The following is a 26,273-nucleotide window of genomic DNA, read 5'->3' on the forward strand; positions in this document are numbered from 1 at the left end:
CCGAGCGATCCGCGGGCGCCAGCGTGAGCGCGCTCGGACTGCGCGTGCGGGGCGGAGCCGCACCGGACCTCCTGGCCGTCCCTCAGTCGGCTGCGCCGGCGGCGACCCGCAGCGTCCGCTCCGCGTCGTCGAGGTAGTCGGCGAGCAGCGCCGAGGCCGCGTCCTGGTCACCACCGCGCAACGCGGACACGATCGCGTCGTTGCGTTCGACGAAGTCGGCATGGAACGAGGCCGGGTCTGCGGTGGTCAGGAAGGCGAGCCGCATCTCGGCGAGCAGGCCGTCCATCAGGGCGTGGATCCGCTCGCTCGGCACTGCGCGCACGAGCTCGGCGTGGAACCGGATGTCGGCCGTGCCGACCGCACCCCAGTCGCCCGCGGACGCGGCTGCCCGGGCGTCGCTGACCGCTGCGGCGGCCTCGGCGAGTGCCGGTGCGTCGGGGGTGCAGGCACGGACGGCTGCCTCTTCGAGCACCCGCCGAGCCGCGTAGAGATCGGTGACGTCGGCGGCGGAGAGCCGGCGGACGAACACCCCGCGGTTGAACACGTGCTCGACCAGACGGTCGCGGGCGAGCAGCCGGAAGGCCTCGCGCAGGGTGTTCCGCGAGACCCCGAGCTGGTCGCTCAATCGCTCCTCGGACAGCTGCGCCCCGGGGGCGAACCCACCCGACGCGATCATGGTGCGCAACCGCGTGGCCGTGGAGTCAGCGCCGCCGACGGTTCGGGTCATGGCACCGATCCTGGCACGGGTGGCGTTTGTGAAGGGCGTGTTACAGAGCAGAACCGGCTCTTGCGATTGTTGAACAATGCGGTCCAGACTGTCCCGCATGTTCGTCCTCATCGGCGTCGCCGTCGTCATCGTCGGCTTCGCATTGCGCATCAATGCGCTCCTCGTCGTCACGGTCGCGGGCATCGTGACCGCGGCCATCGGCGGGATCGGTCCCGTCGGCATCCTCGACGCGTTCGGCAACGGGTTCGCCTCGAGCCGGTCCGTCACGACCTTCGCGCTCGTCCTGCCCGTCATCGGTCTGATCGAGCGCTACGGCCTGCAGGACCAGGCGAAGCGCCTGATCGCGAAGCTCGACAAGCTGACGACGGGTCGTCTGCTCGCCGGCTACCTGGTGATCCGGCAGGTCACCGCTGCGGTCGGTCTGACCAGCATCGGTGGCCCGGCGCAGACCGTGCGCCCGCTGGTCTACCCGATGGCCGAGGGTGCGGCGACCAAGAAGTACGGGCGGATCGACGACCGCATGCGCGAGAAGATCAAGGGTTACTCGGCGTCGTCCGACACGGTCGGCGTGTTCTTCGGCGAGGACGTCTTCGTCGCGGTCGGCTCGATCCTGCTCATCACGACGTTCGTCGACTCGACCTACGGGCTGTCGCTCGAACCGATCGACCTGGCCCTGTGGGCGATCCCCACGGGCATCGCGGCACTCATCGTGCACGGCGGACGCCTGCTGCTGTTCGACCGCCGACTCGACAAGATGGCGGCGGACGCCCGTGCCGACGCCCCGACCCTGGGGGCAGCAGCGTGATCACCAGCGAATGGCTCTACTGGCTCATCGGCGCGTTCTTCATCGCCGTCGCCGTCCTGATCGTCACCGACACCGCGCACGCGAAGCGCCTGGGCAACGCGGCGTTCTGGGGCATCCTCGGCCTGTCGTTCTTCACCGGCACCTTCGTCGCCGCCGGCACCGTGCCGGCCTGGACACTCGGGATCGCCGTCCTCGTGATGGTCGCGCTCGCCGGGCTCGGCTTCACCGGCACGACGAGCCGTACCCGGGTCGCGAGCATCCCCGGCGCCGGCACGGGTGCCGAGACCGGCCCCGCCGAACCCACCGGCGTGACGCAGAAGATCACGGACGCCGGCAGCGGCAGCACGAGTGTGCTCGCCACCACCAGTCCGGACGAGCGCGCCGCCTTCGCGACGAAGTACGGCAACCGGCTCTTCATCCCGGCCCTCGTGGTGCCGGTGGTCGCCGTGCTGGTCGCGACGCTCGGCCCGCTCGTCTCGTTCGGCGGCGAACCGCTCCTCGCCGAGGGCAGTGCGACACTGACCGGTCTGGGCATCGGTTCGGTGCTCGCCGTCGTCGTGGCCGTGTTCGTCCTGCGCCCGCCGAGGATCGCCACCCCGATCCGCGAGGGCGGTCGCCTGCTGCAGGCGATCGGCTGGGCGGCGCTGCTGCCGCAGATGCTCTCGACGCTCGGCATCGTCTTCACCCAGGCGGGGGTCGGTGACGCCGTCGGCACCATCATCAAGTCGGTCCTGCCCGACGGCTCGCTGCTCGCCGCCGTGGTCATCTACTGCCTCGGCATGGCCCTGTTCACGATCATCATGGGCAACGCGTTCGCCGCGTTCCCGATCATGACGGCCGCGATCGGCTGGCCCGTCCTGGTGCAGGGCTTCGATGGCAACCCCGCCGCGATCTTCGCGATCGGCATGCTCGCCGGCTTCTGCGGCACGCTCGTCACCCCGATGGCCGCGAACTTCAACCTGGTGCCGGCTGCCCTGCTCGAGATGCGGGACAAGTACGGCCCGATCAAGGCGCAGATCCCCACCGCCGCCATCCTGCTCGTCGTCAACATGGGAGTCATGTACCTTGTCGCATTCTGATGCCGCCCCGATCGACCTGACCCGGGCCGCCTGGGCCGACCGCTTCGCGGCCGTCGCCGCGGACAACACGACCCGCGAGTACCCGTACGCAGCGCACCACGCGACGTCCGGACCGGACGACCGGGCCCTGCCCGTCGAGCTCCACCCCGCCTTCGCCACGTCGTACGACTGGCACTCGTCGGTGCACATGCACTGGCTCGCGGCGCGCCTGGTCGCGCACGGCCTGCCCACCGACCTGGAGGCCCGGCTCACCTCGATCCTGCAGGCGCACCTCACGACGGATCACCTGGCGACCGAGGCGGCTTACCTGCGCGAGACGCCGCACTACGAGCGCCCCTACGGCTGGGCCTGGCTCGCCCGGCTCGCCGCCGAGGTGTCGGCATCCGAGGCACCCGCTGTCCGTGCACTGGCACCGGGGTTCGCACCCGTCGTCGACGTCCTAGAAGACCTGGTCGTCCGGTGGATCGACGGCGCCGCGCACCCGGTCCGGCACGGCGTGCACTCGAACTCGGCGTTCGGACTGCTGCTCGTGCTCGAGGCCGCCCGGTCGCTCGACAGTCCGGCCCTGGCGGCAGCGGTCGAGGGGGCTGCGAAGGACTGGTTCGGCGCGGACGCCGGGTGGCCGTTCGCCTGGGAGCGGAGCGGGCACGACTTCCTGTCCGCGGGCCTGGCCGAAGCCGACCTGATGCGGGCGGTGCTGCCCGCCCCGGAGTTCGCCACGTGGGCGCGCGGCTTCTTCGCCGCGGTGCAGCCGGGTGACGCGATCCTGCGGTCGACGGTGGTCCGGGACGAGAACGACCCGCAGCAGGTGCACCTGTTCGGGCTCGACCTGTCGCGGGCAGGCTCGGCCCGGCGCATCGCGGACGCACTCCGCGCCGGCGGCCCGGACGACTCCGGCACCGGCATCGCCGACCTGCTCGACGATGCGGCCGACCGGCTGCTCGCCTCGGGTCTCGCGGCGAGCGTGGGCGAGGAGTACTACTCCACTCACTGGCTGGCGAGCTTCGCCTGGGACGCCATGGAGGCCCGGGAGCACGCCGCCCGCTGATCGTTCGACGGGAGCGCTGATCGTCTGCGGACACGTCGAGGATCCGGAGGTAGCTTCGGGGCCATGAGCGATCCGAAGGACGACGAGAACCTCGACGACTTCCGCGAGGCGCAGGAGACCGACTACGAACCGGAGCCGACCGTGCTCGACCCCGACGACCTGCCAGTGGTCGACGACGCGGACGACGAACTGCTCCCCGACGACGACCGACCGGTGCCGCTCGACACCGACGACGACACGATCTGAGCGATCGCGCCGCCGTCAGCTTCGGCGTCGGCGTGCGCTCAGTCGAGGGGGAGAGTCCGCGCGAAGGTGCGGGTGACCGGAGTCGCGGCGAGGAACGGTGCCATCGCCGGAGCGCCCTCCGGCGTCGCACGCCAGGCCACGTAGGTGTCGTGGTCCTCGGGGGTCGTCCACGACTCGACGACGACCATGCGTGCCGGGTCCTCGTCGTCGACCAGGACCTCGAGCGACTCCAGGCCGTGGAACGACGCGGTCTGTTCGAGCGTCTCGCGGATAGCACCCTGGAGTGCGTCTTCGGGGGCGTCGCTCTGGAACTGGACCTCGAGCAGGACGGTCATCGACATGGGGAACCTTTCGTCAGCGGTGTCCAAGCCAACTCCTGACCCCCTGCGCTTGTTCCGGGTCGGTCAGCCGACGATGCGGAACCGGAGCGGATCGCCCGGACGGAGCTGCGCGGCGAGGTCGATCGACGACGGTGTCAGGACCGCGACGACCGGGTAGCCGCCGGTCACCGGGTGGTCGGCGAGGAACAGCACGGGGAAGCCCTCGGGCGGCACCTGCAGTGACCCGGTCTCGACACCCTCGCTCGGCAGTTCGCGTGCCACGGAGCGGGCGAGCGGCGTCTCGGCCGTGGTGCGGACCCCGACGCGGTCGCTGTCCGCACTGACGGAGAAGTCCTGGCCGGTCAGGGTCGTGCGCCACTCCGGGGTGAACCAGTCGTCGCGCGGTCCGGGCACCACGTCGAGCACGACCGGCTCGTCGGGCCACCGCGGCTCGGGCTGCGGCACCGCGTCGACGATCGGCCACGACACCCGGGCGTCACCGACGGGCAGGACGTCACCGGCCGACAGTGGCGGCGGTCCGAGGCGCGCGAGGGAGTCCCACGAGCGGCTGCCGAGCACCGGGTCGACCGCGAAGCCCCCGAGGACCGCGACGTAGGTGCGCAGGCCCACGGTCGCGGTGCCGATCCGGAGCGTGTCGCCCGGGGCCAGCAGCAGCACCTCGTGCGAGGCGGCACCGCGGACCGATCCGTCCGCCCGCTCGACCTCGACGGGGCAGGCCGCGCCGGTGGTGGCCGCGACCACGTACGCGTCGGCGCGGAGCGTGACGGAGCCGAGCAGGGCCTCCAGGACAGCCGCGTCGGGACGGTTGCCGACCAGTCTGTTGGCGAGTGCCGCGGAGCCACGGTCGGCGGCTCCGGCCGCGCCGAGGCCCATGTCGCTGAAGCCCGGGCGCCCGAGGTCCTGCGTGGTCGTGCCGTAGCCGACCTGCACGACGGTCAGCGCGGTCATGCCGCACCCGCCACGACGAACCGGACGAGCGTGCCGGCGGGCGCGAGTGCCGGAGGCGTGCGCTCGAGCGACCACATCGGCACGTCGGTGCGGCCGATGAGCTGCCAGCCGCCGGGCGATGTCCGCGGGTAGACGGCGCTGAACTCGCCGGCCAACGCGACGGCTCCGCTGGGGACGGCCGTGCGGGCGGTGCTGCGGCGGGGCAGGTCGAGCGGTCGATCGCTGCCGGTGAGGTAGCTGAAGCCGGGGGCGAAGCCGCAGAACGCGCTCGTCCAGAGCTGCCCGGTGTGCCACGCCACGAGCTCGTCGCGCCGCATGCCGGTCAGTCCGGTGACGGTGTCGAGGTCCTCACCGTCGTAGGTGACGGGGATGACGAGCGGCTCGGTGTCCTGCGCTTCGAGCGCTGCGCTGACCGGGGCGACCTGCGCGAGCTCGGAGCGGAGCCGCCCGGCGTCCGTCGTGGACGGGTCGAACCGGAGCAGCAGCGTCCGGGCGCCGGAGACGACCTCGGTCAGCCCCGGCAGGGTGGCCTGTGCGAGCCCGGCGCGGAAGGCGACGACGTCGGCGAGAGACCCGAACGTGGCCAGGAGTGCGGTGCCGCCCGCGGAGCGGACCTCCGGACCAGTCACGGTGCGAAGGGCGCGATCGTCACGCCGTGCTCGGTCAGGAGCGCTCGGATGGCACGGGCCATCGCGACGGCGTCGGGGGAGTCACCGTGGACGCAGACCGAGTCGGCACGCACGGCGATCTCGGACCCGTCGACAGCGGTCGCGACCCCGTCGGTGACCATGCGGAGCACCCGGGCTGCGACCTCGTCCGGGTCGTGCAGCACCGACCCCGGCTGCTTCCGTGACACCAGCGAGCCGTCGGGTTCGTAGGCACGGTCGGCGAAGGACTCGCTCACCGCGCGGAGCCCGTGCCGCTCGGCTGCCAGCAGCAGTTCCGACCCGGGCAGCGCGAGCACGGCGAGCGACGGGTCGACGTCGGCCACGGCACGGACGACGGCCTCGGCCTGCACCGGGTCGGCGCAGGCGGTGTTGTACAGGGCACCGTGCGGCTTGACGTAGGTGACGGCCGTGCCGGCGACGTGCGCGGTGGCGGCCATCGCACCGAGCTGGTGGACGACGTCGGCGTACAGCTCATCGGGGGTGACGTGCACGGGCCGGCGGCCGAAGCCGATCAGGTCGCGGTAGGCCACGTGCGCCCCGACCGCCACACCACGCTCGGCGGCGGCGCGGGCGGTGGTGAGCATGATCGTCGGGTCGCCGGCGTGGAACCCGCAGGCGACGTTGGCGCTCGAGACGACGTCGAGCATCGCGGCGTCGTCGCCCATGGCCCAGGCACCGAAGCCCTCGCCCAGGTCGCTGTTCAGGTCGATCGTCGTCACGGGTGCTCCCTGTCCTCGCGGGTTGTTGAACAATCTACCGATCGCCCCGGTCCCTGTCATCCGCTTCCCCGGTCGGACGGCGGTTTCCGAGGTGCGCCACGTACTGTCCGAGTCCTCAGTACCACCGGCGGCAGTGCTGCCGGATCGATCTCTGCACTGGAGCAGCTCATGACCGACAGTGACAACACGCACGACGCCCCGAAGAACGACTCCGAGGGCACCGAGAAGCCGGGCGGCCTCGGCGACGACAACACCATCCCGAACAACCCCGACGGCCTGGCCGCGGGCCACACGGGTGACGACTCGCACTTCAACCCGGAAGAGGACGGCGAGCACTAGCGGCTCCTTTCCGGCCTGCGGGTCGATGCAGAACGACACCGTCGTTGTCCTCCGACAACGGCGGTGTCGTTCTGCGTCGGCACGCATCCGTCCGCACCCGACGAAACATGCGTCACAAAACCTTCCGGCACGAGGTTTCCGGTGCTACAGTCCCGATCACCTAGCAGCACTAGGGATTCAGCGGGCGCCGAAGCCCCCTGTGACTCAAGGAGGAGTCATGTCGACACCGACGTCGAAGGAAGAACCCACGCGGGGCATCGCCGGGACCGCGTCCCCAGCGGTCACCGCAGCCGCCGGAGCCACCGCCACGGACGCCGCGGCGTCCCGAGCGTTCTCGGTCGAGGGCATCACGCAGTCCGTCAGCACCGTCCGGGTGGGCCGCGGCTACCTCTGGGGCCTCAGCTTCGCCCAGTTCGGCCTGTTCGTCGCCCTGCTCACCCCGGTCTTCGTGAGCATGTCGATCAAGGCGACGGAGCTGAACCCGACGAGCCCCGAGACCGTCGTCGGCTCGGTCCTGCCGTTCGGAGCGCTCGGCGCACTGTTCGCCAATCCCCTGTTCGGCGCGCTCTCCGACCGCACCCGCACGCGGTGGGGCCGTCGCCGCCCCTGGATGGTCGGCGGTGTCGTCGTATTCGTCGGTTCCCTCGCCTGGCTCGCGTTCTCGCCCGACGTACTGCAGCTCACCCTGGCCTGGGTGCTGGCGCAGGTCTCCGCCAACGCCGTCCTCTCCACGCTGACGGCGAGCTTCGCCGACAACGTGCCGGAGTTCCAGCGCGGCAAGGCCTCGAGCGTCATCGCCCTGGCACAGAACATCGCGATCCTGGCCGGGCTCTACCTGGCCGTGTACCTGGTCGGCAACCTGCCGGTCCTGTTCATCGCACCGGGCGTCCTGGCGATCGTCGCGGTCCTCGTGTACTCGTTCGTCGCCCGTGACGACCTGCCGACGACGCCCGTCAAGCCCTTCAGCTGGGTCAACCTCATCAGCTCGTTCTGGACGAACCCCATCAAGCACCGCGACTTCGGGCTCGCCTGGTGGGGCCGGTTCCTCATCACCTTCGGCACGTTCATGTTCACGACGTACCGACTCCTCTACATGCAGGACCGCATCGGGCTCCCGCAGGGCGAAGCGGTCGGGGTCGTCGCGTTCGGCGTGCTCCTGTACACGATCGCCCTGCTCGTCAGTGCGGCCGTCTCCGGCTGGGTGTCCGACCGGATCCAGCGTCGCAAGGTCTTCGTCTGGGGTTCGACGGCCATGACCGCCGTCGGCCTGGTGATCCTGGCCCACGTCGACAGCGTCGGCGGGTTCTACTTCGCCGAGATCGTCCTCGGTTTCGCCTTCGGCATCTACGCCGCCATCGACACCGCCCTGGTCGTCGACGTGCTGCCCGACCCGGAGCGCCCCGGCAAGGACCTCGGTGTCATCAACATCGCCAACGCCCTGCCGCAGTCACTCGCCCCCGCCGTCGGTCTGTTCCTGCTCGGCATCGGAGGCGGCCAGAACTACACGCTCATGCTCTGGGGTGCCGGCGTCGCCGTCATCCTCGGTGCCCTCGTGATCCTGCCCATCAAGTCGGTCCGCTGACCGACGCGACCGCCTGGAGGCGCGACCCGCGTCCGCGACGCACGCCGCGCCTCCAGGCGGTCACCTGCACCGCACGTGGCCCGTCTGCGCAGGCGCCGTGACGGGCGGGGTGGCCTGGGTCAGAGCTGCGGTGAGCGCCTGCCGAACAAGGCGTCGAGGAACCGCGAGAACCGCGACTCCGGCTCGTGGGGCGTCTCGATCGAACGGGTCGGTGAGCGGAAGGCCAGGTCGTGCAGCATGTTCCGCTTCGACCCGTCCCAGTTCGCGAACAGGTAGGTCCCGCCGATGAAGGACATGCTCCGGACCGGCGTGCGCTTCCACGAGTCGGCAGCCACGTAGTACCCCGCGTGGCCGGCGCGGATGTGCTGGATCACGGTGTCCACGTCGATGACACCGGTCGGTGTCACGACGGCGGTGATGCCCGTGCGGTCGCGGGCGACGTACTCGATGAGGTGTTCGGTCACGATGGAACTCTTCGTCACGGTGGTGAGACGCCACGGCAGGGAGCGTGGCGAAGGGGATTCGGAACCGCCGTTGCTTCCGTTTCCAGAGTACGTCCGCCGCGGGCGTGCCGTCCCCGGATGTCCGCCGTTCGCAGCCGGATGAGCGTTCAGTGGATGGGGGTCCGGTCGACCCAGTCCACGATGTGACCGATGGCGTCGTCGAAGTCCCGCGTGCCGGGTCGGTTGAGGAACGCGTGACGGCTGTCCGGCAGGACGTGTCGTTCGACCTCGATGCCCGCGGCCTCGACCTCGTCCGCGAAGCGCTCGCCCGAGGCGCGCATCACGTCCCGCTCGGCGTCGATCAACAGGGTGCGGGGGAACCTGCCGCGGTCGGCGGGTGCCGGGTAGACCGCAGTGGGGCGGCCGCCCGCGTAGGCCCGGTTGCTCAGGTCGAGCAGCAGCGGCGCGTGCGTGAGTCGTCGGTGCCCTCGGACGAGTCGCTGCACCGCCCGGTCACGGGGGAGCCGGGCGTGGAAGAACCCGTAGGTCAGCACGAGGCCGACCAGCGGCGGCGCGGTCGCGACCGCGGATGCCGCCAGGCAGGCACCGGCGCTCGCCCCGCCGAGCAGCAGGCCGGACGGTGCCTCGTGGTGCAGGTGGCGGAGCACGGCGACGATCTCGTCCCGCGCGTGGGGTGCCCGTCGTCGCCCACGTGGTCCACCCCGGCCGAGCCACGGCAGCCCGGGCAGCGGTCCGAGGCGGTAGTCGACGGTCACGACCGGCAGCCCGCGCTCGGCGAGTGCGCGTGCGACGGCGTCGGACTCCGGCAGGTCGAGGTCGCCCCGGAAGAACCCGCCGCCGTGCACCCAGACCAGGGTCGGGGAGCCCGTGGCGGCGCTCCGGTCCAGCGGTCGGTACCGCCGGACGGGGACCGGTCCGTGCGGTCCGTCGATCCGGTCGTCCGCGACCTCGATCGTGTCCTGGTGCATCCCCCGCATGGGAGCAGTGTCGCAGGACGCGGGCGGGAGCCGGGCTAGCGGCGCTTGAATAGGCATACTTTTGTAGCGTCGCGAGGGACACGGCCCGGTAACGATGCGGGCGACCGCCCAGCCGGGCAGGCAGCGTGGAGGCATGCGCCTGACGAGAGCCGCCCTGATCCTGACCACTGCGACCCTGGCCGCGCTGCTGACGGGGTGTTCCGGCGCGGACGGAGCGGACGGTGGTGCGGCGACCCCGACCGTGACCGAGACCGTCACTGCCCCGCCCTCCGACCCCGCGAGCACGCCGACCCCGACCCCGACGCCGGCGCCGACGCCCACCCCCACCCCGACGTGTGGCCCGTCGAGCGGTGCCGCGGCTGCGGCCGAGGGCATCGCGGCCCTGCCGCTGCCCGCCGGCCTCGAGGATGCGAAGTGGGACGCCGCGAACGCCGACTACTCCGGCTACGACGCCTGCGCGCCGCTGTCCTGGTCCGTGGTCGCGCCCGAGTTCGGCACGGCAGGATCCCCGTACGCGATCCTGCTGTTCCACGAAGGCCGGTACCTCGGCACGGCCACTGCCCAGCAGTACGCCTTCGAGCCGACCGTCGAACGACAGAGCGACTCGGCCGTCACGGTGACCTACCGGTTCGCCAAGGCCGGCGAGCCGAACGCAGCGCCCTCGGGCCGCACCACCGCCACCTTCACCTGGAACGACGAGACCGGCCGCGTCGAGATGACGGGAGACACCCCGCCCGCTCAGTGACGGTCGGCTGACGCCGAAGCCACGCGGAGCTCCCGCTGCAGCGTGCGGAGGACCCGCACGAGGGTGTCGAGCTTGTCCGGTCCGGCCTCGAACCCACGTCCGAGGGCGGACCGCGGCTGCACGACCACGTCGTCACCGTCGGTCGTGCTGATCCAGACGCCGAAGTCGGCACGCTGGCCGCGGGACTCCCTCGTCGCGACGGAGAACCGTCGGATGCGCGCCCACGGCAGGTCGAACACCGGCGCGTCCCGTGATGGTGCCCACGCGTGCAGACCGAACTCGTCGACGGTCCAGACCTCGGGGCGGGGCTTCGGGAAGTCGTCGGAGGTGCGCAGGCCGGACGTCAGCACGGGCAGGTGGAACCGGGGTGCCCGCCCCGCTCCGATGCGCGCGAGCGTCCGGCGGTCGCCTCGCCCGGCGGACAGCGTCGACACGGCCAGCAGCACCCCGAACCCCGCGACCACGATCGGCCACAGCACGAACGACCCCTGCGTCCGGGCACTGTCGATGCCCCGCAGGAAGTCCGGGAACGCGAACTCGGCGACGAGCGCGGCGACCCCCACTGCCGTGGTGACGACCGCCGCGAGCAGCACCGGCCCCCGCTTCGGCATCTCCCCGTCGCGCAGCCGCTGCACCCACGGCGCGTCCGCCGGGGTCATCGCTCGGTCCGTGTCCGACCAGGACGCCCGGCGTCCGGCTGGGACCCGAGTTCCCGGCGCAGCGACCGGAGCACCTGCATCACGATGTGGATCTTCGTCGCGCTGGCACCGAAGGGCCGTCCGATCGCTGGCCGCGGCTGCACGGTGAAGCGCCCGACGTCCTCGGTGATGATCCAGATGCCGGTGTCCACCCGCTGCCCGCGGACCTCTGCCGAGGCGAGTTCGAGCGAGTGGACTGCACTCCACGCCAGGTCGAACACCGGAGTCTCCCGCTCCGGCGACCACGCGTGCAGCCCAGCGGCGTCGACCGTCCACATCTCGGGTCTCGGCTCGGGGAAGTCGTCGAGGGTGTACTCGCCCCTCCGCACGACCGGCAGGTGGAAGCGCGGCGTCGTACCGTGCCGACGGATGCTCGCGAGGATCCGTCGGTCACTTCGGCCGCGCATCCGCGAGAGGACGGCTGCGACGGGGCCGAGCACGAGCAGGATCACGGAGAACAGCGGCACGGCGAACGGACGGCGTGCCTCCGAGTGCAGGAGGGCGTCGAGGTGCGTGATCGAGAACACGACCCCGGTGCCACCGGCCACGGTCACGATCGCCAACCCGAGCAAGAACGGCCACCGCTTCGGCATCTCCCCGTCGCGCAGCCGTTGCACCCACCGTTCCCCCGAGTACTCCACCGTGCCATCCTGCCCGTCACGGCCACCGATCGTCCGCGAGCGCGACATGCTGTTCCCATGCAGTCCGTCCGTGCCGCCGCACCCGGTGTCGCCCTCGCCGTGGCGATCGGCATCGTCGCCACCCTCGTCGGCCGGGTCGTCCCGGTGGTCGGCGGTCCCGTCCCCGCCGTCCTGATCGGTGCCGTCGTGGGGTGGCTCGTCCGGCGTCGCACCGGTGGCACACTCGCCGCGCTGGCTCCCGGCGTGAAGTTCTCGTCCAGCCGGGTCCTGCAGTTCGCCGTGGTCCTGCTCGGCGCGCAGCTGTCCATCGGCGAGGTCCTGCGCATCGGCGGTGAGACCCTGCCGGTGATGCTCGCGACGCTCGTCGTCTGCCTGGTGGCCGCGTGGGGGATCGGTCGGCTGCTCCGGGTCTCGGGCGCACTCCGCACCCTGATCGGCGTCGGGACCGGCATCTGCGGTGCCTCGGCGATCGCCGCCGTGACGCCCGTCATCGGTGCGGTCAGTGCGGACGTCGCCTACGCGATGTCGACGATCTTCCTCTGCAACATCGCGGCCGTCTTCGCCTTCCCGCTGCTCGGGCACGCCCTGGGCCTCAGCCAGCACGCCTTCGGCGTCTTCGCGGGCACCGCCGTGAACGACACGTCGTCCGTCGTCGCCACGGCGACCGTCTACGGCCGCCAGGCGACCGACACTGCGGTTGTCGTGAAGCTGGTGCGCACCCTGATGATCATCCCGATCGTCATCGGGCTGGCCGGACTGGAGGCCCGCCGCGCCTCCCGCGAGCAGCTCGCCCCCGCCTCGGGGCCGGGTCGCGGGTTCCGGGTGTTCCGGTTGGTGCCGTGGTTCCTGATCGGGTTCCTCGTGGTGGTGCTGCTCCGGACGGTCGGGGTCCTGCCCGCGTCCGTGGCGCCGGGGTTCGCGACGGCCGCCTCGTTCCTCATCACGGTGGCGCTCGCCGCGATCGGCTGCTCGACGGACTTCGCCGCGCTCCGCCGTGCCGGGTTCCGGCCGATGCTGCTCGGCATCGCGCTGTGGCTCCTGGTGGCGGGGACGAGCCTGGGCATGCAGGCGGCCTTCGGTCTCCTCTGACCCTCGCTAGCAGCAGCCGAGTCCAGACTGATTCCGCCGGTTCAGGCGAAGCCGCGTGACCGGGCGATGTCGTGTACCGAACGCCATACGGTCTGGGTGCTCTGTTCGAAGCTGCTGTCTATACCGATGATCGCGGTCCGGATGCTCTTCACGCCGAGGTAGATCGCCTCTTCGTTCCACTTGAGGAACTTGCTCGGGCCCTTGCCCCTCTCGCCCGTCAGCCACATCTCGCGAACGTTCGCCACGTACTCGATCGTCCAGCAGAGCGTGTAGAACGCCTTGGTCAGCTCGTCCCGGCGATCGTGCACGAACGGCTGCCGCTCATCGTGGGAGCTTGCTTCGAGTGTGCCCGCCAGGTGCCGTGCGGCGGCGACCTCGCCTGATGTCATCCGGAGGTGCGCGTCGGTCATGGCGGTCCGGCGCCCGCGGTCGTGCTGACCTTGGAGGAGCTTCTCGTCACGCTTCTTGTTCTCCCGCGCCATCCGGAAGCTCAAGAGAGCAACGATTGCGGAGGCGCCAGCCGCGAACGCGGAGAGGGCTGGTGCGAGCACTGCGAGATCGAGCTCGCCTGCAACTGAAAACGACACGAACTCATCATGGCAGAGCCTGTTCGAGGTGCGCGAGGCGCTGATCGCGTCTGAGGGCTCTCTGGAGTTGCCCTGGAGCAAACCCATCGTTTATCGTTGCATCGATATTCGATGGTATCGATGATCGACAGGGGAAGCAGCCATGACCACGCCCGTCTACGAACCGCCCCGCGGGCGGAACTCCTACCTGGCCTACGTCGTCTCGTGTGCGATCGGCATCGCGATCGTGGTGTGGCGGTACGTCGACCTGCTCGTCCACTCGATCGCCTCGGGCACGGTGGCGGTGCCGGTCCGGATCCGCGAGACCAGTGCCGTCCCGCAGCCTCCGGGGGGCGCGACGGTGACGTCCGACCAACTCGTGCTCCGGGCACCGATCGCCGACGTGCCGGGTGGTGCGATCGGGTACATCCGCGTCGGCGACGCGCTGGAGGTCCTGCTCGTCAGCGCCCTCATCGCCCTGGTCGCGGCGGTGGCCTGGAAGATCTCACGCGGCGGGCTCTTCGACCGCTCGACCACCCGGATCCTCGACTGGCTCGGCGGCGCGGTGCTGGCCGCCGGGTTCCTGCCGTCGTTCGTCCGCCGGATGGGGTGGAACTGGGTGGTGTCCGGGCTCGGATGGGACGGGTACCTGCCCACGCCGGTGGCCGACCACCAGTTCCTGCCCGTGTACCTCGGCCTGCTCGTCGTCGTCTGCTTCCGGTTCGCGCTCACCGCCTCGCAGCGGATGGTGCGGGACCAGGCCGGGCTGGTCTGATGCCCCCGGAACAGGAGGACGGCCACGCGGTCGTCTGCCACCTCGACGACCTGCTGGCCGAGCGGGGGATGACCCTGACCGAGCTCGCCGACCGCGTCGGCGTGACCGTCGTCAACCTCTCGGTGCTCAAGAACAACCGGGCTCGCGCGATCCGGTTCTCCACCCTCACCCGACTGTGCGAGGTGCTCGGCTGCCAGCCGGGCGACGTCTTCTCGGTGCGCACGGACTGACGATCCCAGCCCGGGCCTCACGTGATCCGGGAGTCGATCACCGCCCGGTCGCCGCGGTACCGCGAGAACCCGTACTCGACGGGTGTCCCGTCGGCCAGGCACATCAGCCGTTCGATGTGGAAGATCGCCTGGCCGGGATCGATGTCGAGCAGGTCGGCCGTCCACTGGTCGGCGTTCACGGTGCTCAGGAGCAACCGTCGTGCCTCCGGCCGCGCGCCGGCCTTCCTAACGAGCACGTCCGGCACGTACTCGGTGAGCGGTTCGGCGACCAGGTCGGGGAACCGCTCGTGCGGGACCCAGCTCGTCCGGACCCGGCTCGGTTCGCCGTCGAACGAGATGAGGCTCTCGACGAAGAACGCGCTGCTGCCGGTCATCTGCAGGTTGCGCCGGACGGTCTCCGGCGCGGTCACCTGCTGCACGCACAGGTGCACGATGCTGAGCCGGGGCGACTCGAACACGCTGCCGCCGGCCGTCTCGCCGTAGATCGTGACCTCGTCGGACGTGCGTGCCAGGCTCACCGAGGCGACGGGCCGCACACCGAACGTGCCCGATCGCGGCGCACGGGTGAGCAGCCGCTGTTCCTTGAGCAACGCGAGGGCAGCCCGCAGGACGTTCCGCGTCGTGCCGTACAGGTCGAGCAGCTCCCACTCGTACGGCAGCGGCCCGGTGAACCGCCCCGCGACGATGTCGGCCCGGATCAGGTCGGACACCTGGCGGGCCGCGTCGGATCGTCGGTTGAACCCGATCCAGTGACCCGGTGCCGACGGTGTCGTTCCGACCCCCATGTCGGTCCAGGCAGCGGACGGGGCGAACCCCTCCGGCACGGTCCCGGTCACGAGGTCACCCCCACCGTCGACAGGTCGCCGGTCCAACCGGCCCACCGCAGGAACTCCCGGGCCAGCCGCACCGGGTAGTCCGGCGCCTGGATGTCGAGCGAGACGAACACGCGTCGGTAGAACGTCGGCCCGCCGAGCAGGTCCACGGCGATGCCGAGGTCGACGTCCGGTCGCAGGTCGCCCGCGTCCATCGCCCGCTGCAGCATCGCGTTGACCCGCAGCCGCCGGTCCAGGTGCCACTCGGCGACGGCCTCGGCGACCCGCGGCTCGTGCGACGCGGTCTCCACGATGAGCGGGAGCGCCCGACCGACCGGCGTCGCGACGAGGGCGTGCACCCATCCCCGGGTGAGCCCGAGGACACCCTCGGCGATCGGGGCGTCCTGCACCGTCGGGATGTGCTCCTCCATCAGCCGGATCACGGTCTCGGTGAGCAGGACCTCCTTGCTCGACCACCGCCGGTAGATCGTCGCCGCACCCACGCCGGCCGCGTCGGCGACGGCACGGATCGTGAACGCGCGGGGGTCGCCCTCGGCCAGGATCTCGACGCACGCGGTGTACACGGACTCGCCGACGGCAGCGCTCCGCGGCCGGCCCCGGACCGGCGCCTCGATGCGCGCCGTGGTGCTCATGCCGCGTCCCAGTGCTCGAGGACCTGGTCCATGGGCCAGACCTCGCCGATCTTGGCGGCGATGTCGAACAGGTTGGCCTCGTGCACGCTCGGCAACCGGTCGCCGACGGCTTCGCGCACGACGATCGGGACGAACCCGTGCTGCATGGCGTCCGTGGCCGTCGCGCGGATGCACCCGCTCGTCGACAGTCCCGCGATGAAGAGCGTGTCGACGCCGCGGGCGACGAGGTCGGCGGCCAGCGACGTGCCGAAGAACGCGCTCGGGTACTGCTTGGGGACCAGGGTGTCGCCGTCGAGGGGTTCGAGCCCGTCGATGAACGCTCCGGTGGACGCGCCGGGCAGGTACGCGGCGAGTGCCGGCACCTTGCGGAAGAACACGCCGGCGTTGGACCCGTCGGCGGAGAGCGCCATCGTCGTGATCGCCACGTGCACCCCGGCGGCGCGGGCAGCGGTGGTGAGCTCCCGCATCCGCTCGACGGGTTCCTCGACGCCGGCGTAGAGCCCGCAGCCGGGGTCGACGTAGGCGCGGACCGGATCGACCACGACGAGCGCAGCGCGTCGTCCTGGGCGGAGCGTGCCGGTGAAGCCGGCTGCCGCGTAGTCCTGGTGGTCGTCGGTCATGGCGTCCTGCTTCCGTCGTGGGTGGTCGTTGCCAGGGTGGGGACGGTCATGTGGACGCCCCCGGCTCGGGGATCGGCCCCGACCTGTCGGGCCGGAGTGGCGCCTCCCGGTCGGGAGGCCCGAACGGACCGAACGCGACGATGAGCGCCCCCAGGGCCGCGCAGCCGGCGAACGTCAGCGCCGCGGCGCGGACGCCGTCGACGAACACCTGGACGTCGCCGGACGGCAGGCTGAGCAGGCTGCCGTCGTAGGCCGCAGCCGCCTGGGCCGCGGACAGGCCGCCCGTCGCGATCGCGAGGCCGAGCGCCGTCGAGAACAGGAAACCGGCGTTCTGCAGGGCCGAACGGATGGCGTTCGCGATGCCGCGGCGGTGCTCCGGGACGCGGGTCATCAGTGCCGACGTGCTCGGCGTCATGAACACGCCGGTGCCGACCCCGACCGCGCCGAGGCCGGTGGCGGTGACGGCGTAGGCGTCGCCGTCGGCGAGGGACACCGCGAGCACCGCGGCGCCGAGCGCGATGAGGAGCATGCCGATGGTCGACAGCGTCCGTGCGGCGACCCGGCGGGCGAGGAACCCGGCGCTCACCGCCGCGACCGTCGTGCCGATCGGCGTGGGCAGCACCCAGAGGGCGGCGTCGACGGCGTCCTTGCCGTCGACCGCCTGGAACGACAGGGAAGCCAGCAGGACCAGTGCGTAGCTGGACAGGGCGCACAGCCCGGCGGCGGAGAACAGGGTGATGGTGGTGCGGTCGCGGAAGATCGCCGGGTCGACCAGGGGGTGCGCGACCCGGCGTTGGGTCCACACGAACACACCGCCGAGCACGACCGCGCCGGCGGTCATCGCGACGACGGGCACGGCCGACCAGCCGACCGAGCCGCCGGTCGAGACCGCACCGACGAGCAGTCCGACGGCGGCGACGGACAGGACCGACCCCGGCACGTCGAGGCGCTCGCCGGAACGGGGGCGCGTGCTGTGGGGGATCAACCGGAGTGACCAGATGAGTCCGGCCAGTGAGATCGGCACACCGGCGAGGAAGATCCAGCGCCACCCGAACGACTCGGCGACGAGCCCACCCACGACCGGACCGATGACCTGCCCCACCGCGGCGACCGTGGCGTTCAGACCGAGGCCGAGCGACAGGATCGACTCCGGGAAGACATCGGTGAGCAGCGCGGTCGTGTTGGTGACGATCGCCGCCGCGCCCACGCCCTGCACGAGTCGGGCGCCGAGCAGCACCGCCGCGTCGGGAGCGAAGCCGCACGCGAGTGAGGCGAGCAGGAAGACGAGGATCCCGGCGATGTAGAGACGACGACGACCGACCAGGTCGGCGATGCGCCCGAAGACCAGGATGAGGGTGGTCGTGGTGAGCATGTAACTGAGGAGCACCCAGCTGGACTGCACGGCGCTGGCGTCGAGGTCACGGCTGACGTCGGGGAGCGCGATGAGGAGTGCGCTCGAGGAGATGAAGACGAGGACGACGCTGAGGCTCGACGCGCAGAGCACCTGCCAGGCGCGTCGCCGGGCGGCGCCCTCGTCGACGGGGCGGCTACCGATCGCTCGGCCCTCGCACGGCGGACGACGACGGCACCGCGCGGTGGTGCGTCGTGATCCGCTGGAAGGCGGCCGCTGCGGACAGCACGAGGCGGTCGTCCCACGGCCGCGCGACGAGCTGCACGCCGACGGGCAGACCGTCCGGCGCGGTGCCCGCCGGCATCATCAGCGCGGGGAACCCCACGTAGTCGAACAGCCGGGTGTTCCGGGGGATGACGTCGTGCAGGTTGAAGCGCTCGCCGTCGACCGACATCGTCAGGTCGTCGAGCCGCGGGGCGGTGGCACCGATCCCGGGAGTGAGCACCACGTCGACGCCGGCCTCGTCCATCCGGGTGACCATCGCGGCCTGCACGAGCGGGCGACGGCGGAGTGCCCGGAGGTAGTCGGCAGCGGTCGGCAGGAACGACACGTCGAACCGGGCGCGGGTCCCGGCGTCGAACAGGTCGGCCGTGCCGGCGTTGGCCTCCTGGTTCGCGGCGAGCTCACCGTAGAACACCGTCCAGCACTCCGAGTCGATCGACTCCAGGTCGTCGAACTCGATCGGTACGAGGGTCGCACCGAGCTCGTGGAACCGCTCGACCGCCGCGGCGTGTGCATCGAGCACCGCACGGTCGACGCGTTCGGTGAACCAGCCGAGCGGGACCCCGATCCGGAGCCCCTCGACCCGTTCCGGCGCGGCCTCGATGAGCGGGACGGTGGGGAACGTCGTCGGGTCCTGGCCGTCGGAGCCGGCGATGACCCGCAGGACGAGCGCGAGGTCCTCCGCGGAGCGTGCCATCGGTCCGACGTGGTCGAGGGTCCACGACAGGCTCGCGACCCCGGTGCGCGGCACGAGCCCGTACGTCGGCTTGATCCCGGTGGTCCCGCAGAGGGCGGACGGCACGCGGATCGACCCGCCGGTGTCCGACCCGAGCGCGAGCGGGACGATCCGGGCGGCGAGCGCCGAACCCGACCCGGTCGAGGAGCCACCGGTCCAGCGCTCGGGGTCCCAGGGGTTCCGCACGGCGCCGTACCGGGCGTTGTGCGGCCCGCCGCAGGCGAACTCGGTGGTGGCCGCCGTGAACACCGGGATCGCGCCGGCGGAGCGGAGCCGGGCCACGACGGTGGCGTCGGCCGGGGCCACACGGTCACCGGTCTGGAGCGAGCCGCTCGTGACGATCGTCCCCGCGACGTCGATGATGTCCTTCACGGCGAACGGGATCCCCTCGAGCGGCCGGGCGTCGTCGTCCGCCCAGCGGCGGGTGGACTCGGCGGCGGCTTCCTCGGCCCCGTGCACCAGGCGCAGGACGGCGTCGGACCAGACGTCGTCGCTCGTCCAGTGCGGGGCGAGTGCGGCGAGGACCTCGGACGGGGTCGTGGTGCCGGACCGGTACGCGGCGAGGAGCTCGACGACCGAGGCGGCGGCGGGGTCGGTGGCAGCCCGGGACGCCGCCAGGTCGTCCGGCCCGGCAGCGGTCGGCGCCGGGGCCCCGTCGACCGCTGCGTCGAGGAGCCGGCCGAACAGCTGCGCGCTGTGCGCCGGTTCCGCGGGCAGCGCCGACGGGGCGGCGGGCAACGGGTTCGCGCGGCTGGCGGCCAGCGCGCGGTCGAGCTGCGGTGCGATGGTGCCGCGGACCAGGGCGGCGACGTCCGTCACGCGGGGACCGCCGCCGCTGCGTGGGCGTCGGCGAGGTACCGGAACACCCCGGGCTGCCGGTCACGTCCGAGCGGGAAGTCCCGGCGGGCTGCCGCGACCTCGCCGACGTCGATGGTGGCCCGGATGATCGGCCCCGCCTGGTGGGCGGGGGCCGAGACGACCAGGGCACCCCGTGGTGAGACGACCGAGGACCGACCGAAGTAGCTGACGGTCTTGCCGTCGACGGTCTCTTCGCCGCCGCGGTTCGGGGCGAGGACCCACGTCTGGGTCTCGAGCGCGCGGACCTGGAGTTCCTGGGTGAACAGGGTCTCGCGGAAGCCCATCGAGGACACGAGCACGAGCATCACCTCGGCGCCGGCGGCCCGTGACGCGAGCCAGTACTCCGGGAAGCTCCGGTCGTAGCAGATGAGCATGCCGAATCGGGTGCCGAGCGCGTCGAACACGACCGGTCCGGACCCGGCTTCGAAGTAGTGCTTCTCGTCGACGTCGGAGATCGCGTTCGTCGGGATCGAGGTCTTGCGGTACGACGCCACACGGTCGCCGTGCACGTCGGTGCCCTGCACGAGCGTCCCGTCGGCGTCGATGAGCACCGCGCTGTTGTACTGCGCATCGCCCGCGTCCTCGTAGAGACCGAAGGCGACGGCGGTGCCCAGACGCTTCGCCGCACTCGCGAAGCGGGCGGTCGCCGGACCGGGGACGGGCTGTGCCCAGGACTTCCGGCTGTCGTTGACCACACCGCAGAAGTAGGGCGTGGTGCAGAGCTCGGGGAAGACGACGAGGTCGGCGCCGACGGCGGCTTCCTCGAACAGGGCGATGAGCTGGTCGAGGGCGACGTCGTGGTCGGCGGGGACCTCGCCGGCCTGGACGACCGCGACCTCGATGACCGGGCGGCTCGCTGCGGCGCTCATGCGGTGACCGCGCTCGGAGCAGCGGAAGCGACGCCCTCGCGGGTGCGCATCAGCGGCTGGATGCGGGTGCCGAAGTCGTCCATCCCCTGCAGGAAGTCGTCGAAGACCAGCATGATGCCCTTCGTGCCCTCGACCGCCGCGGCCTCGTCGAGCATCGCCGCGACGTGCTCGTAGGAGCCGACGAGCGTGCCCATGTTCATGTTCACGGCGCCCTCGGGCAGCGAGATCCGCTTCGCCGTGTTGCCCTCCTCGCCCTCGGCGTCGGTGAGCGCCTGGCCGGTCATCCAGGCGATGGCCTCGACGTCGACCCCGTCGCTGTACCGCTCCCACTTCGCCTGGGCGGCCTCGTCGGTCTCGTCGGCGATGACCATGAAGAGCACGTAGGACCCCACGTCGCGGCCGGTCTTCTCGCGGGCCTCGAGCAGGGCCTGGTTCTGCTCGGCGTAGGCCGTCGGGGTGTTCACGCCGACGCCCATCGAGAAGTTGTAGTCGGAGTGCTCCGCAGCGAACGCCATGCCCTGCGACGACTGGCCGGCCGAGACGATCGGGATGTGCGACGTCGGCCGCGGGAGCATCCGGCAGTCGTCCATCTGGAAGTACTCGCCGTGGAAGTCGCTCCGGCCGGTCTCCCACAGCTCCTTCATCACCTGCATGTACTCGGTCTGGTAGGCGTAGCGGCGCTTGAAGTGCACCTCGTCGCCCGGCCAGAGGCCCATCTGGTCGTACTCCGCTTTCTGCCACCCTGCGACCAGGTTGAGCCCGAAGCGGCCGTGCGAGATCGAGTCGACGGTCGCCGCCATGCGTGCCGCGATCGCCGGCGGGATGGTCAGGACGGCGGTCGTCGCGAACAGGCGGATCCGCTCGGTGCGGGCAGCGAGACCGGCCATCAGGGTGAAGGACTCGAGGTTCTCGTCCCAGAAGCCGCTCGGGCCGCCGAAGCCGCGCAGCTTGATCATCGAGAGGGCGAAGTCGAAGCCGTACGCCTCGGCCTTCTGCACGATCTCGAGGTTCAGGTCGAACGACGGCTTGTACTGGGGCGAGGTGGTGGAGATGAGCCAGCCGTTGCTGCCGATCGGGATGAAGACTCCGATGTCCATGGGGGACTCGCTTTCTGTGGTGGGTGTCGAGGGAGGGACGAACGGGGAGCGGGTTCAGGAACGCTTCGCGGCGGCCTTGGCGGCGGTCGCGACGGAGTGCCGCCGGATGGTCTGCGACACGGCGACGGCGACGATGAGGGCGCCGCCGTAGAACAGCTGCTGCACGAAGTTGTCGGCGCCGAGCATCTGCAGGCCGACGACTCCGGAGAACAGGAAGTACACGGCGATGAAGGTGCCGATCGCGTTGAAGCGGCCGGGGACGATCGCGGTCGCGCCGAGGTAGCAGGCGGCGAACGCGGGGAGCAGGAACGACTGTCCGCTCGACGGGTCGGCGCCGCCGAGGGTGCCGGCGTAGACGACCCCGGCGACCGCGGCGGTGAGCCCCGCGCCGACGAACGCGCCGACCCGCAGCCGTCGCACGTTCAGCCCGGAGAGTTCGGCGACGGTGCGGCCGGTGCCGACGAACAGGAGCCGCCGGCCGACCGGGGTGGCGCTCAGCACGACCAGGACGACGACGGTGGCGACCAGCCCGTAGACGAACGCGAGCGGCAGGCCCGCCAGGCCGCGCCACCCGACGGTGGCCTGCACGAGCGCCGGGTCGATGCCCGTCACCGACGACGACGCGCTCATCCACTGGATGATCCCGATCATGAACGTCGACGTGCCGAGGGTGACGATGAACGAGTCGATGCGGAACCCGACGGTGAGCAGGCCGTTGACCAGACCCACGACGACGCCGATGACCAGGCCGGCGGCGATCGCGGGCACGAGCGGGATGTCCATCTTCGCGTTGAGCACGGCGATGGTCATGGCGGAGAGCGACATCGTCGAAGCGCCGGAGAGGTCGAACTCACCCGCGGTGAGCGGGAACAGGAACCCGAGCGCCAGGATGAGCAGCACCGACTGTGATCCGAGGATGTTCTGCAGGTTGCCGAGGGTCGGGTAGGTGTCGGGCAGCGCGATGCTGAACGCGATGACGATGACGAGCCAGGCGCCGAGCAGCGCGTACCGCTCGGTGTGCCCCCACGAGAAGCGCGGGCGGGTCGGACGGACGATCGAGGTCTCGAGGACGGGGTCGGCGGTGGTGGACATCAGGCGTTCTCCTTGACTGCGGAGGAGGCATCGGGGGAGGAGGGCACGGCGGGGGACGCCGGGGCGTCGTCGTCGACGAGGCTCGCCACGACGGCAGCCGCGATGACGTCGCGGTCGATCCGGTCGTCGGTCAGCACGTCGTGTACGCGGCCGTGGGCGAGCACGACGACGCGGTCGCACACCTGCGCGAGCTGGTCGTAGTCGGTGGAGGCGCAGACGATCGTGACGCCCTGCTCCGCACTCCGGCGGAGCATCGAGAAGATCGCGGCGCGGGCCCCGACGTCGATGCCCTGGGTCGGTTCCTGCAGCAGCACGAGCCTCGGGTCGTCCTGCATCCACTTGGCCAGGACGGCTTTCTGCTGGTTGCCGCCGGACAGGGTTCCGAACAGGGCGGCCGGGTCCGCGGGCCGGACGTCGTAGTCGCGGACGAGTCCCGCGACGTGGGCGCGTTCCCGCGCGGGCGACAGGCCGAGCAGCCCGCGGAGCTTCCCGAGGACGGGGAGCGTGACGTTCTGCTCGACGGACAGGGTGAGCGCCCCGCCCTCGCGCTTGCGGTCCGCGGGGACGTACACGACGCCGCGGGCGATCGAGGAGCCGGGCGTCACCCGTGCCAGGTCGACCGGCGCGGGCGTCGCCCCGTCGTGCCGCACGGCGAGCGAGCCGGTCGCGGGCCGTGCGCCGTACAGGCCGGGCAGCACGTCCTCGACACCGGAGCCGGCGAGTCCGGTGATGCCGACGACCTCGCCGTCCGCGACGTCGAACGACAGACCGTCGACGACACCGACCCGGAGGTCCCGCACCGTCACGACGGCGTCGCCGGTGGTCGCCGGGCGCGGAGTCCTGGCGGCGGGACCGTCCAGTCCGCGTCCGACGATGAGGGAGACGAGCTCGTCCGCCGTCGTAGAGGTGGTGTCCCGGTGCGCCTGGACCCGGCCGGCCCGCAGGACGGTGACCCGGTCGGCGTGCTGGAGGACCTCGGACATGTCGTGCGACACGAGCAGTGCCGAGGTGCGGCCGTCCGCGACGAGGTCCTTCACGACGCGGAACAGCAGGTCGGCGTCCTCCTTCGGCAGGAAGACCGTCGGCTCGTCGAGCACGATGAGCGCCCGGTCGTCGCCCAGCTCGGCAACGGCCCGCAGGATCGCGACGAGGGCCTTCTGGGTGTCGGTGAGGTCGTCGATCCGTGCTCGCGGGTCGATGTCCACCCCGTACCGCGCGAACAGCTCGGCCGCGGCACGGTGCTCGGCGCCCCAGCGGACGAAGGGTCCGCGCCCGGCCACCACGGTCGCGAGCCGGAGGTTCTCGGTCACGCCGAGCGACGGCACGAGTGCGAGGTCCTGGTGGACGAAGCTGATCCCGACGCGGCGGAAGTACCCGGGAGGCACCGGCAGGGGCAGTCGGGCGCCTCGGACCTCGATCGTCGCGCCCGGTTCCGGCGCGTACGTGCCGGACAGGATCTTGATGAGGGTCGACTTGCCGGAGCCGTTCTCGCCGAGCAGTGCGTGCACCTGGCCCGGCAGGACCTCGAGGTCGACGTCGTCGAGCGCGGTCAGCCCGCCGAAGCGCTTCGTGAGCCCGCTGATCCGCAGGACCGGCCCGGTGTCCGCACCGGACCCGACGGCCGCACCGGACCCGACGACCGCGCCGGACGCGGTGTCCGCACCCGACCCGACGACCGCAGCCGACGATGCGGAGCCGAGCCGTGCCTCCCGGGTGGCGGTCACTCGGCCGCGCCCCAGATCGCTTCGTACCCGGTCTTGTACGCGTCGCCGTAGCCCTTGCTCGGCGCCGGCGGCGTGCCGGTCTCGTCGACGTTGTCCTTCGTGAAGACCTTCAGCGGGGTCTTCTCGTCACCGTCCTCGATGATCGGCGTGCCGGTGAGGACACGGCCGGCCTGGTCGAGCGTCGCGTAGGCGAGCCACTCCATGTTCTCGCCGATGTCCATCGTGAGGACGCTGCCCTCCTGCAGGATCTTCAGCACCGCGGGGGTGCCGTTGTACGAGGAGGTGAAGACCTGGCCGGTCTTGCCGGCAGCGGTCACGCCGGCCTCGACGTACAGCGTCATCGAGTCGTAGACCGGCAGGACGTAGTCGAGGTTCGGGTCGGACTGCACCGCCGACTGCACGGTCGACGAGATCTTCGTCGCCCAGTCGGCGACGGGGACGTTCGTCACCTTCACCTTGCAGCCGTCGCACTGCGCCTCGAACTCGTCCTGCATCGCCTTGACGATCCCGTCGGACGGCGGCACCTCGGACGACGTGATGATGAGGACGTCGCCCTGGCCCTTGGTCTCCTTGATGGCCCAGTCGGCGTTGAGCTTCGCGGCTTCGTGGAACGGGGCGGTCACCTGCGCGGCGACGAGGTCCTGCAGCTGGTCCGGCAGCGCCTGCCCGGTCTGGTAGGTGTGACTGATCAGCACGGGGATCCCCGCTGCCTTCGCACGCTTCAGCGCCGGGACGATCAGTTCGCCGTTGACGCCCTGCGCCAGCACGATGATGTCGGCTCCGCGGCTGATCGCCTGGTCGATGCCGGCGGAGTGCTCGGTGGGCGTGCCCTGGTTGGTGTACTCGATCCACTTCGCGCCGTACTGCTCGGCGACCTTCTCGCCGGCCTCGTCGACCGCGGTGATGAAGGGGACGGCGGACGAGTTCGGGATGTTGAAGATCGTCTTGCCGGCGATGCCCGACATGTCGAAGCGAGCGCCCTCGAAGGTGAACTCGGGGTCGACGCTGGCGGCCTTGATCTGGCTCGTGGCGTGCTCGACACCGGCGGTGTCGTCACCGGAACTCGTCGACGCGGTCGAGGTGGCGGAGCAGGCGGACAGCAACAGCACGCCGGCGAGTGCGGCGGCGAGGAGCGCGGGACGCGACGGACGCGTTCGGGACGGTGCGGGGGACGACATCGGTCGGGGACCTCCTGGACGGGTGGAGCAGGGAAGGTGCGGGGACGGGGAACCGGAGCGGGGACGGGGGAGCTGCGGCGGGTACGACGAAGGCCCCGCGGAGCGGGGCAGGACGTGCAGGGAGCCGGACCGGGCGGCGGCGGGGCGGCGGATCGCCGGTGACGCCGGCCGCTGCAGTGGGGCTGATGCGAATGTAACGGCCGCGGGGCATCGGCAGGCGGTCGCCCGGTAACGGTCCTGTTAGGCGTTTGTTTCGCTGGTGTTAGGCCACCTGCGACGCCCGACGCCGAGGGGCGTCCGCCCCGCCGATCCGG

Annotated in this window: 30 protein-coding genes; 10 read left to right on the plus strand and 20 right to left on the minus strand. The window is 71.5% G+C overall.

Features of this window, described 5'->3' with window-relative positions; genetic code table 11:
* Nucleotides 1–82 precede the first annotated feature (82 nt).
* Nucleotides 83–727, minus strand: coding sequence for a GntR family transcriptional regulator (locus BIU91_RS13845; RefSeq protein WP_071405922.1), 645 nt, complete (start codon nucleotides 725–727; stop codon nucleotides 83–85).
* A gap of 97 nt (nucleotides 728–824) precedes the next feature.
* Here BIU91_RS13845 and BIU91_RS13850 point away from each other — a divergent pair, with 97 nt between their 5' ends.
* The 4 genes from BIU91_RS13850 to BIU91_RS13865 all read left to right on the plus strand — a co-directional run bounded on the left by BIU91_RS13850 (nucleotide 825) and on the right by BIU91_RS13865 (nucleotide 3,905).
* A complete protein-coding gene (locus BIU91_RS13850) occupies nucleotides 825–1,532 on the plus strand; it encodes a DUF969 domain-containing protein (protein WP_027465970.1) in 708 nt (235 codons plus the stop codon).
* Entirely contained in the window at nucleotides 1,529–2,611 is a 1,083-nt protein-coding gene (locus BIU91_RS13855) for a DUF979 domain-containing protein (RefSeq protein ID WP_071405923.1), read from the plus strand. The genes BIU91_RS13850 and BIU91_RS13855 overlap by 4 nt, the downstream gene beginning before the upstream one ends.
* The gene (locus BIU91_RS13860; RefSeq protein WP_253183767.1) at nucleotides 2,598–3,659 is read left to right on the plus strand and encodes a DUF2891 family protein; all 1,062 of its coding nucleotides are present in this window, start codon (nucleotides 2,598–2,600) and stop codon (nucleotides 3,657–3,659) included. Before BIU91_RS13855 ends, BIU91_RS13860 begins: the two co-directional genes overlap by 14 nt.
* 63 nt (nucleotides 3,660–3,722) lie before the next feature.
* On the plus strand, nucleotides 3,723–3,905 hold the full coding sequence (locus BIU91_RS13865) for a hypothetical protein (RefSeq protein ID WP_071405924.1): 183 nt from the start codon (nucleotides 3,723–3,725) through the stop codon (nucleotides 3,903–3,905).
* A gap of 38 nt (nucleotides 3,906–3,943) precedes the next feature.
* Here the strand turns inward: BIU91_RS13865 and BIU91_RS13870 are convergent, their stop codons facing one another.
* The 4 genes from BIU91_RS13870 to BIU91_RS13885 all read right to left on the minus strand — a co-directional run bounded on the left by BIU91_RS13870 (nucleotide 3,944) and on the right by BIU91_RS13885 (nucleotide 6,581).
* Entirely contained in the window at nucleotides 3,944–4,246 is a 303-nt protein-coding gene (locus BIU91_RS13870) for an antibiotic biosynthesis monooxygenase (RefSeq protein WP_071405925.1), read from the minus strand.
* Between the two features lie 63 nt (nucleotides 4,247–4,309).
* Nucleotides 4,310–5,194, minus strand: a complete 885-nt coding sequence (locus tag BIU91_RS13875) for a biotin-dependent carboxyltransferase family protein (RefSeq protein WP_071405926.1) — start codon at nucleotides 5,192–5,194, stop codon at nucleotides 4,310–4,312.
* On the minus strand, nucleotides 5,191–5,823 hold the full coding sequence (locus BIU91_RS13880; protein ID WP_084741282.1) for an allophanate hydrolase subunit 1: 633 nt from the start codon (nucleotides 5,821–5,823) through the stop codon (nucleotides 5,191–5,193). The genes BIU91_RS13875 and BIU91_RS13880 overlap by 4 nt, the downstream gene beginning before the upstream one ends.
* Nucleotides 5,820–6,581 (minus strand): 5-oxoprolinase subunit PxpA, encoded by a 762-nt coding sequence (locus BIU91_RS13885; RefSeq protein ID WP_027465977.1) that lies wholly within the window; start codon nucleotides 6,579–6,581, stop codon nucleotides 5,820–5,822. Before BIU91_RS13885 ends, BIU91_RS13880 begins: the two co-directional genes overlap by 4 nt.
* Before the next feature lie 168 nt (nucleotides 6,582–6,749).
* Between BIU91_RS13885 and BIU91_RS18980 the strand changes: the two genes are divergently transcribed.
* On the plus strand, nucleotides 6,750–6,920 hold the full coding sequence (locus tag BIU91_RS18980; protein WP_164941189.1) for a hypothetical protein: 171 nt from the start codon (nucleotides 6,750–6,752) through the stop codon (nucleotides 6,918–6,920).
* Between the two features lie 217 nt (nucleotides 6,921–7,137).
* Complete coding sequence (locus BIU91_RS13890; RefSeq protein WP_071405927.1) at nucleotides 7,138–8,502, plus strand: MFS transporter; 1,365 nt, start codon at nucleotides 7,138–7,140, stop codon at nucleotides 8,500–8,502.
* Between the two features lie 119 nt (nucleotides 8,503–8,621).
* On the opposite strand, the gene BIU91_RS13895 is transcribed toward BIU91_RS13890, so the two are convergent.
* Both BIU91_RS13895 and BIU91_RS13900 read right to left on the minus strand, forming a co-directional pair.
* Nucleotides 8,622–8,966: a hypothetical protein gene (locus BIU91_RS13895; protein ID WP_071405928.1), complete on the minus strand. Its 345-nt coding sequence runs from the start codon at nucleotides 8,964–8,966 to the stop codon at nucleotides 8,622–8,624.
* Nucleotides 8,967–9,112: 146 nt separating this feature from the next.
* Nucleotides 9,113–9,934 (minus strand): alpha/beta hydrolase fold domain-containing protein, encoded by an 822-nt coding sequence (locus BIU91_RS13900; RefSeq protein ID WP_071405929.1) that lies wholly within the window; start codon nucleotides 9,932–9,934, stop codon nucleotides 9,113–9,115.
* Nucleotides 9,935–10,076: 142 nt separating this feature from the next.
* Here BIU91_RS13900 and BIU91_RS13905 point away from each other — a divergent pair, with 142 nt between their 5' ends.
* On the plus strand, nucleotides 10,077–10,688 hold the full coding sequence (locus BIU91_RS13905; RefSeq protein WP_171907844.1) for an LppP/LprE family lipoprotein: 612 nt from the start codon (nucleotides 10,077–10,079) through the stop codon (nucleotides 10,686–10,688).
* Here BIU91_RS13905 and BIU91_RS13910 read toward each other — a convergent pair.
* Together BIU91_RS13910 and BIU91_RS13915 are read right to left on the minus strand one after the other, a co-directional pair.
* Entirely contained in the window at nucleotides 10,682–11,347 is a 666-nt protein-coding gene (locus BIU91_RS13910) for a hypothetical protein (RefSeq protein WP_071405931.1), read from the minus strand. The two genes, BIU91_RS13905 and BIU91_RS13910, sit on opposite strands and share 7 nt — an antisense overlap.
* Nucleotides 11,344–12,075: a hypothetical protein gene (locus tag BIU91_RS13915; RefSeq protein ID WP_071405932.1), complete on the minus strand. Its 732-nt coding sequence runs from the start codon at nucleotides 12,073–12,075 to the stop codon at nucleotides 11,344–11,346. Before BIU91_RS13915 ends, BIU91_RS13910 begins: the two co-directional genes overlap by 4 nt.
* Nucleotides 12,076–12,084: 9 nt before the next feature.
* On the opposite strand from BIU91_RS13915, the gene BIU91_RS13920 reads away from it, so the two are divergent.
* Nucleotides 12,085–13,116: a putative sulfate exporter family transporter gene (locus BIU91_RS13920; RefSeq protein WP_071405933.1), complete on the plus strand. Its 1,032-nt coding sequence runs from the start codon at nucleotides 12,085–12,087 to the stop codon at nucleotides 13,114–13,116.
* Between the two features lie 41 nt (nucleotides 13,117–13,157).
* On the opposite strand, the gene BIU91_RS13925 is transcribed toward BIU91_RS13920, so the two are convergent.
* Nucleotides 13,158–13,790: a hypothetical protein gene (locus tag BIU91_RS13925; RefSeq protein WP_071405934.1), complete on the minus strand. Its 633-nt coding sequence runs from the start codon at nucleotides 13,788–13,790 to the stop codon at nucleotides 13,158–13,160.
* A 55-nt stretch (nucleotides 13,791–13,845) separates the two neighbouring features.
* On the opposite strand from BIU91_RS13925, the gene BIU91_RS13930 reads away from it, so the two are divergent.
* Together BIU91_RS13930 and BIU91_RS13935 are read left to right on the plus strand one after the other, a co-directional pair.
* Entirely contained in the window at nucleotides 13,846–14,457 is a 612-nt protein-coding gene (locus BIU91_RS13930) for a hypothetical protein (RefSeq protein WP_071405935.1), read from the plus strand.
* A complete protein-coding gene (locus tag BIU91_RS13935) occupies nucleotides 14,457–14,687 on the plus strand; it encodes a helix-turn-helix transcriptional regulator (protein WP_071245067.1) in 231 nt (76 codons plus the stop codon). Before BIU91_RS13930 ends, BIU91_RS13935 begins: the two co-directional genes overlap by 1 nt.
* A 17-nt stretch (nucleotides 14,688–14,704) precedes the next feature.
* Here BIU91_RS13935 and BIU91_RS13940 read toward each other — a convergent pair whose 3' ends face one another.
* Genes BIU91_RS13940 through BIU91_RS13985 form a run of 10 tightly spaced genes read right to left on the minus strand, consistent with a single transcriptional unit; the run spans nucleotide 14,705 to nucleotide 25,959 of the window.
* Nucleotides 14,705–15,523, minus strand: coding sequence for a GntR family transcriptional regulator (locus tag BIU91_RS13940; protein WP_071405936.1), 819 nt, complete (start codon nucleotides 15,521–15,523; stop codon nucleotides 14,705–14,707).
* Complete coding sequence (locus BIU91_RS13945) at nucleotides 15,520–16,152, minus strand: TetR-like C-terminal domain-containing protein (RefSeq protein WP_071405937.1); 633 nt, start codon at nucleotides 16,150–16,152, stop codon at nucleotides 15,520–15,522. Before BIU91_RS13945 ends, BIU91_RS13940 begins: the two co-directional genes overlap by 4 nt.
* Complete coding sequence (locus BIU91_RS13950; protein WP_071405938.1) at nucleotides 16,149–16,772, minus strand: isochorismatase family protein; 624 nt, start codon at nucleotides 16,770–16,772, stop codon at nucleotides 16,149–16,151. Before BIU91_RS13950 ends, BIU91_RS13945 begins: the two co-directional genes overlap by 4 nt.
* Nucleotides 16,773–16,818: 46 nt before the next feature.
* Nucleotides 16,819–18,276 (minus strand): MFS transporter, encoded by a 1,458-nt coding sequence (locus tag BIU91_RS13955; protein WP_071405939.1) that lies wholly within the window; start codon nucleotides 18,274–18,276, stop codon nucleotides 16,819–16,821.
* A gap of 43 nt (nucleotides 18,277–18,319) precedes the next feature.
* Nucleotides 18,320–19,960 (minus strand): amidase, encoded by a 1,641-nt coding sequence (locus BIU91_RS13960; RefSeq protein WP_071405940.1) that lies wholly within the window; start codon nucleotides 19,958–19,960, stop codon nucleotides 18,320–18,322.
* Entirely contained in the window at nucleotides 19,957–20,868 is a 912-nt protein-coding gene (locus BIU91_RS13965) for a carbon-nitrogen hydrolase family protein (RefSeq protein WP_071405941.1), read from the minus strand. The genes BIU91_RS13960 and BIU91_RS13965 overlap by 4 nt, the downstream gene beginning before the upstream one ends.
* The gene (gene rutA / locus BIU91_RS13970; RefSeq protein WP_071405942.1) at nucleotides 20,865–21,965 is read right to left on the minus strand and encodes a pyrimidine utilization protein A; all 1,101 of its coding nucleotides are present in this window, start codon (nucleotides 21,963–21,965) and stop codon (nucleotides 20,865–20,867) included. Before rutA ends, BIU91_RS13965 begins: the two co-directional genes overlap by 4 nt.
* Before the next feature lie 54 nt (nucleotides 21,966–22,019).
* Complete coding sequence (locus tag BIU91_RS13975) at nucleotides 22,020–23,057, minus strand: ABC transporter permease (protein WP_071405943.1); 1,038 nt, start codon at nucleotides 23,055–23,057, stop codon at nucleotides 22,020–22,022.
* Nucleotides 23,057–24,781 carry a sugar ABC transporter ATP-binding protein gene (locus tag BIU91_RS13980; RefSeq protein ID WP_071405944.1) on the minus strand — a complete coding sequence of 575 codons (1,725 nt, stop codon included), beginning with the start codon at nucleotides 24,779–24,781 and terminating at the stop codon, nucleotides 23,057–23,059. Before BIU91_RS13980 ends, BIU91_RS13975 begins: the two co-directional genes overlap by 1 nt.
* Nucleotides 24,778–25,959, minus strand: coding sequence for a sugar ABC transporter substrate-binding protein (locus BIU91_RS13985; RefSeq protein ID WP_071405945.1), 1,182 nt, complete (start codon nucleotides 25,957–25,959; stop codon nucleotides 24,778–24,780). The genes BIU91_RS13980 and BIU91_RS13985 overlap by 4 nt, the downstream gene beginning before the upstream one ends.
* Nucleotides 25,960–26,273: the final 314 nt, after the last annotated feature.

This window comes from Curtobacterium sp. MMLR14_002 (assembly GCF_001864975.1).
GTDB lineage: Bacteria > Actinomycetota > Actinomycetes > Actinomycetales > Microbacteriaceae > Curtobacterium > Curtobacterium flaccumfaciens.

Excerpts from the sequence above, each read along its gene's own strand:
- BIU91_RS13850 (WP_027465970.1), top strand. The coding sequence starts at position 825 with ATGTTCGTCCTCATCGGCGTCGCCGTCGTCATCGTCGGCTTCGCATTG.
- BIU91_RS13870 (WP_071405925.1), bottom strand. The coding sequence starts at position 4,246 with ATGTCGATGACCGTCCTGCTCGAGGTCCAGTTCCAGAGCGACGCCCCC.
- BIU91_RS13930 (WP_071405935.1), top strand. The coding sequence starts at position 13,846 with ATGACCACGCCCGTCTACGAACCGCCCCGCGGGCGGAACTCCTACCTG.
- BIU91_RS13845 (WP_071405922.1), bottom strand. The coding sequence starts at position 727 with ATGACCCGAACCGTCGGCGGCGCTGACTCCACGGCCACGCGGTTGCGC.
- BIU91_RS18980 (WP_164941189.1), top strand. The coding sequence starts at position 6,750 with ATGACCGACAGTGACAACACGCACGACGCCCCGAAGAACGACTCCGAG.
- rutA (WP_071405942.1), bottom strand. The coding sequence starts at position 21,965 with ATGGACATCGGAGTCTTCATCCCGATCGGCAGCAACGGCTGGCTCATC.
- BIU91_RS13875 (WP_071405926.1), bottom strand. The coding sequence starts at position 5,194 with ATGACCGCGCTGACCGTCGTGCAGGTCGGCTACGGCACGACCACGCAG.
- BIU91_RS13905 (WP_171907844.1), top strand. The coding sequence starts at position 10,077 with ATGCGCCTGACGAGAGCCGCCCTGATCCTGACCACTGCGACCCTGGCC.
- BIU91_RS13945 (WP_071405937.1), bottom strand. The coding sequence starts at position 16,152 with ATGAGCACCACGGCGCGCATCGAGGCGCCGGTCCGGGGCCGGCCGCGG.
- BIU91_RS13985 (WP_071405945.1), bottom strand. The coding sequence starts at position 25,959 with ATGTCGTCCCCCGCACCGTCCCGAACGCGTCCGTCGCGTCCCGCGCTC.
- BIU91_RS13915 (WP_071405932.1), bottom strand. The coding sequence starts at position 12,075 with ATGTCGCGCTCGCGGACGATCGGTGGCCGTGACGGGCAGGATGGCACG.
- BIU91_RS13865 (WP_071405924.1), top strand. The coding sequence starts at position 3,723 with ATGAGCGATCCGAAGGACGACGAGAACCTCGACGACTTCCGCGAGGCG.
- BIU91_RS13925 (WP_071405934.1), bottom strand. The coding sequence starts at position 13,790 with ATGGGTTTGCTCCAGGGCAACTCCAGAGAGCCCTCAGACGCGATCAGC.
- BIU91_RS13910 (WP_071405931.1), bottom strand. The coding sequence starts at position 11,347 with ATGACCCCGGCGGACGCGCCGTGGGTGCAGCGGCTGCGCGACGGGGAG.
- BIU91_RS13965 (WP_071405941.1), bottom strand. The coding sequence starts at position 20,868 with ATGAGCGCCGCAGCGAGCCGCCCGGTCATCGAGGTCGCGGTCGTCCAG.
- BIU91_RS13920 (WP_071405933.1), top strand. The coding sequence starts at position 12,085 with ATGCAGTCCGTCCGTGCCGCCGCACCCGGTGTCGCCCTCGCCGTGGCG.
- BIU91_RS13950 (WP_071405938.1), bottom strand. The coding sequence starts at position 16,772 with ATGACCGACGACCACCAGGACTACGCGGCAGCCGGCTTCACCGGCACG.
- BIU91_RS13890 (WP_071405927.1), top strand. The coding sequence starts at position 7,138 with ATGTCGACACCGACGTCGAAGGAAGAACCCACGCGGGGCATCGCCGGG.
- BIU91_RS13975 (WP_071405943.1), bottom strand. The coding sequence starts at position 23,057 with ATGTCCACCACCGCCGACCCCGTCCTCGAGACCTCGATCGTCCGTCCG.
- BIU91_RS13900 (WP_071405929.1), bottom strand. The coding sequence starts at position 9,934 with ATGCACCAGGACACGATCGAGGTCGCGGACGACCGGATCGACGGACCG.
- BIU91_RS13935 (WP_071245067.1), top strand. The coding sequence starts at position 14,457 with ATGCCCCCGGAACAGGAGGACGGCCACGCGGTCGTCTGCCACCTCGAC.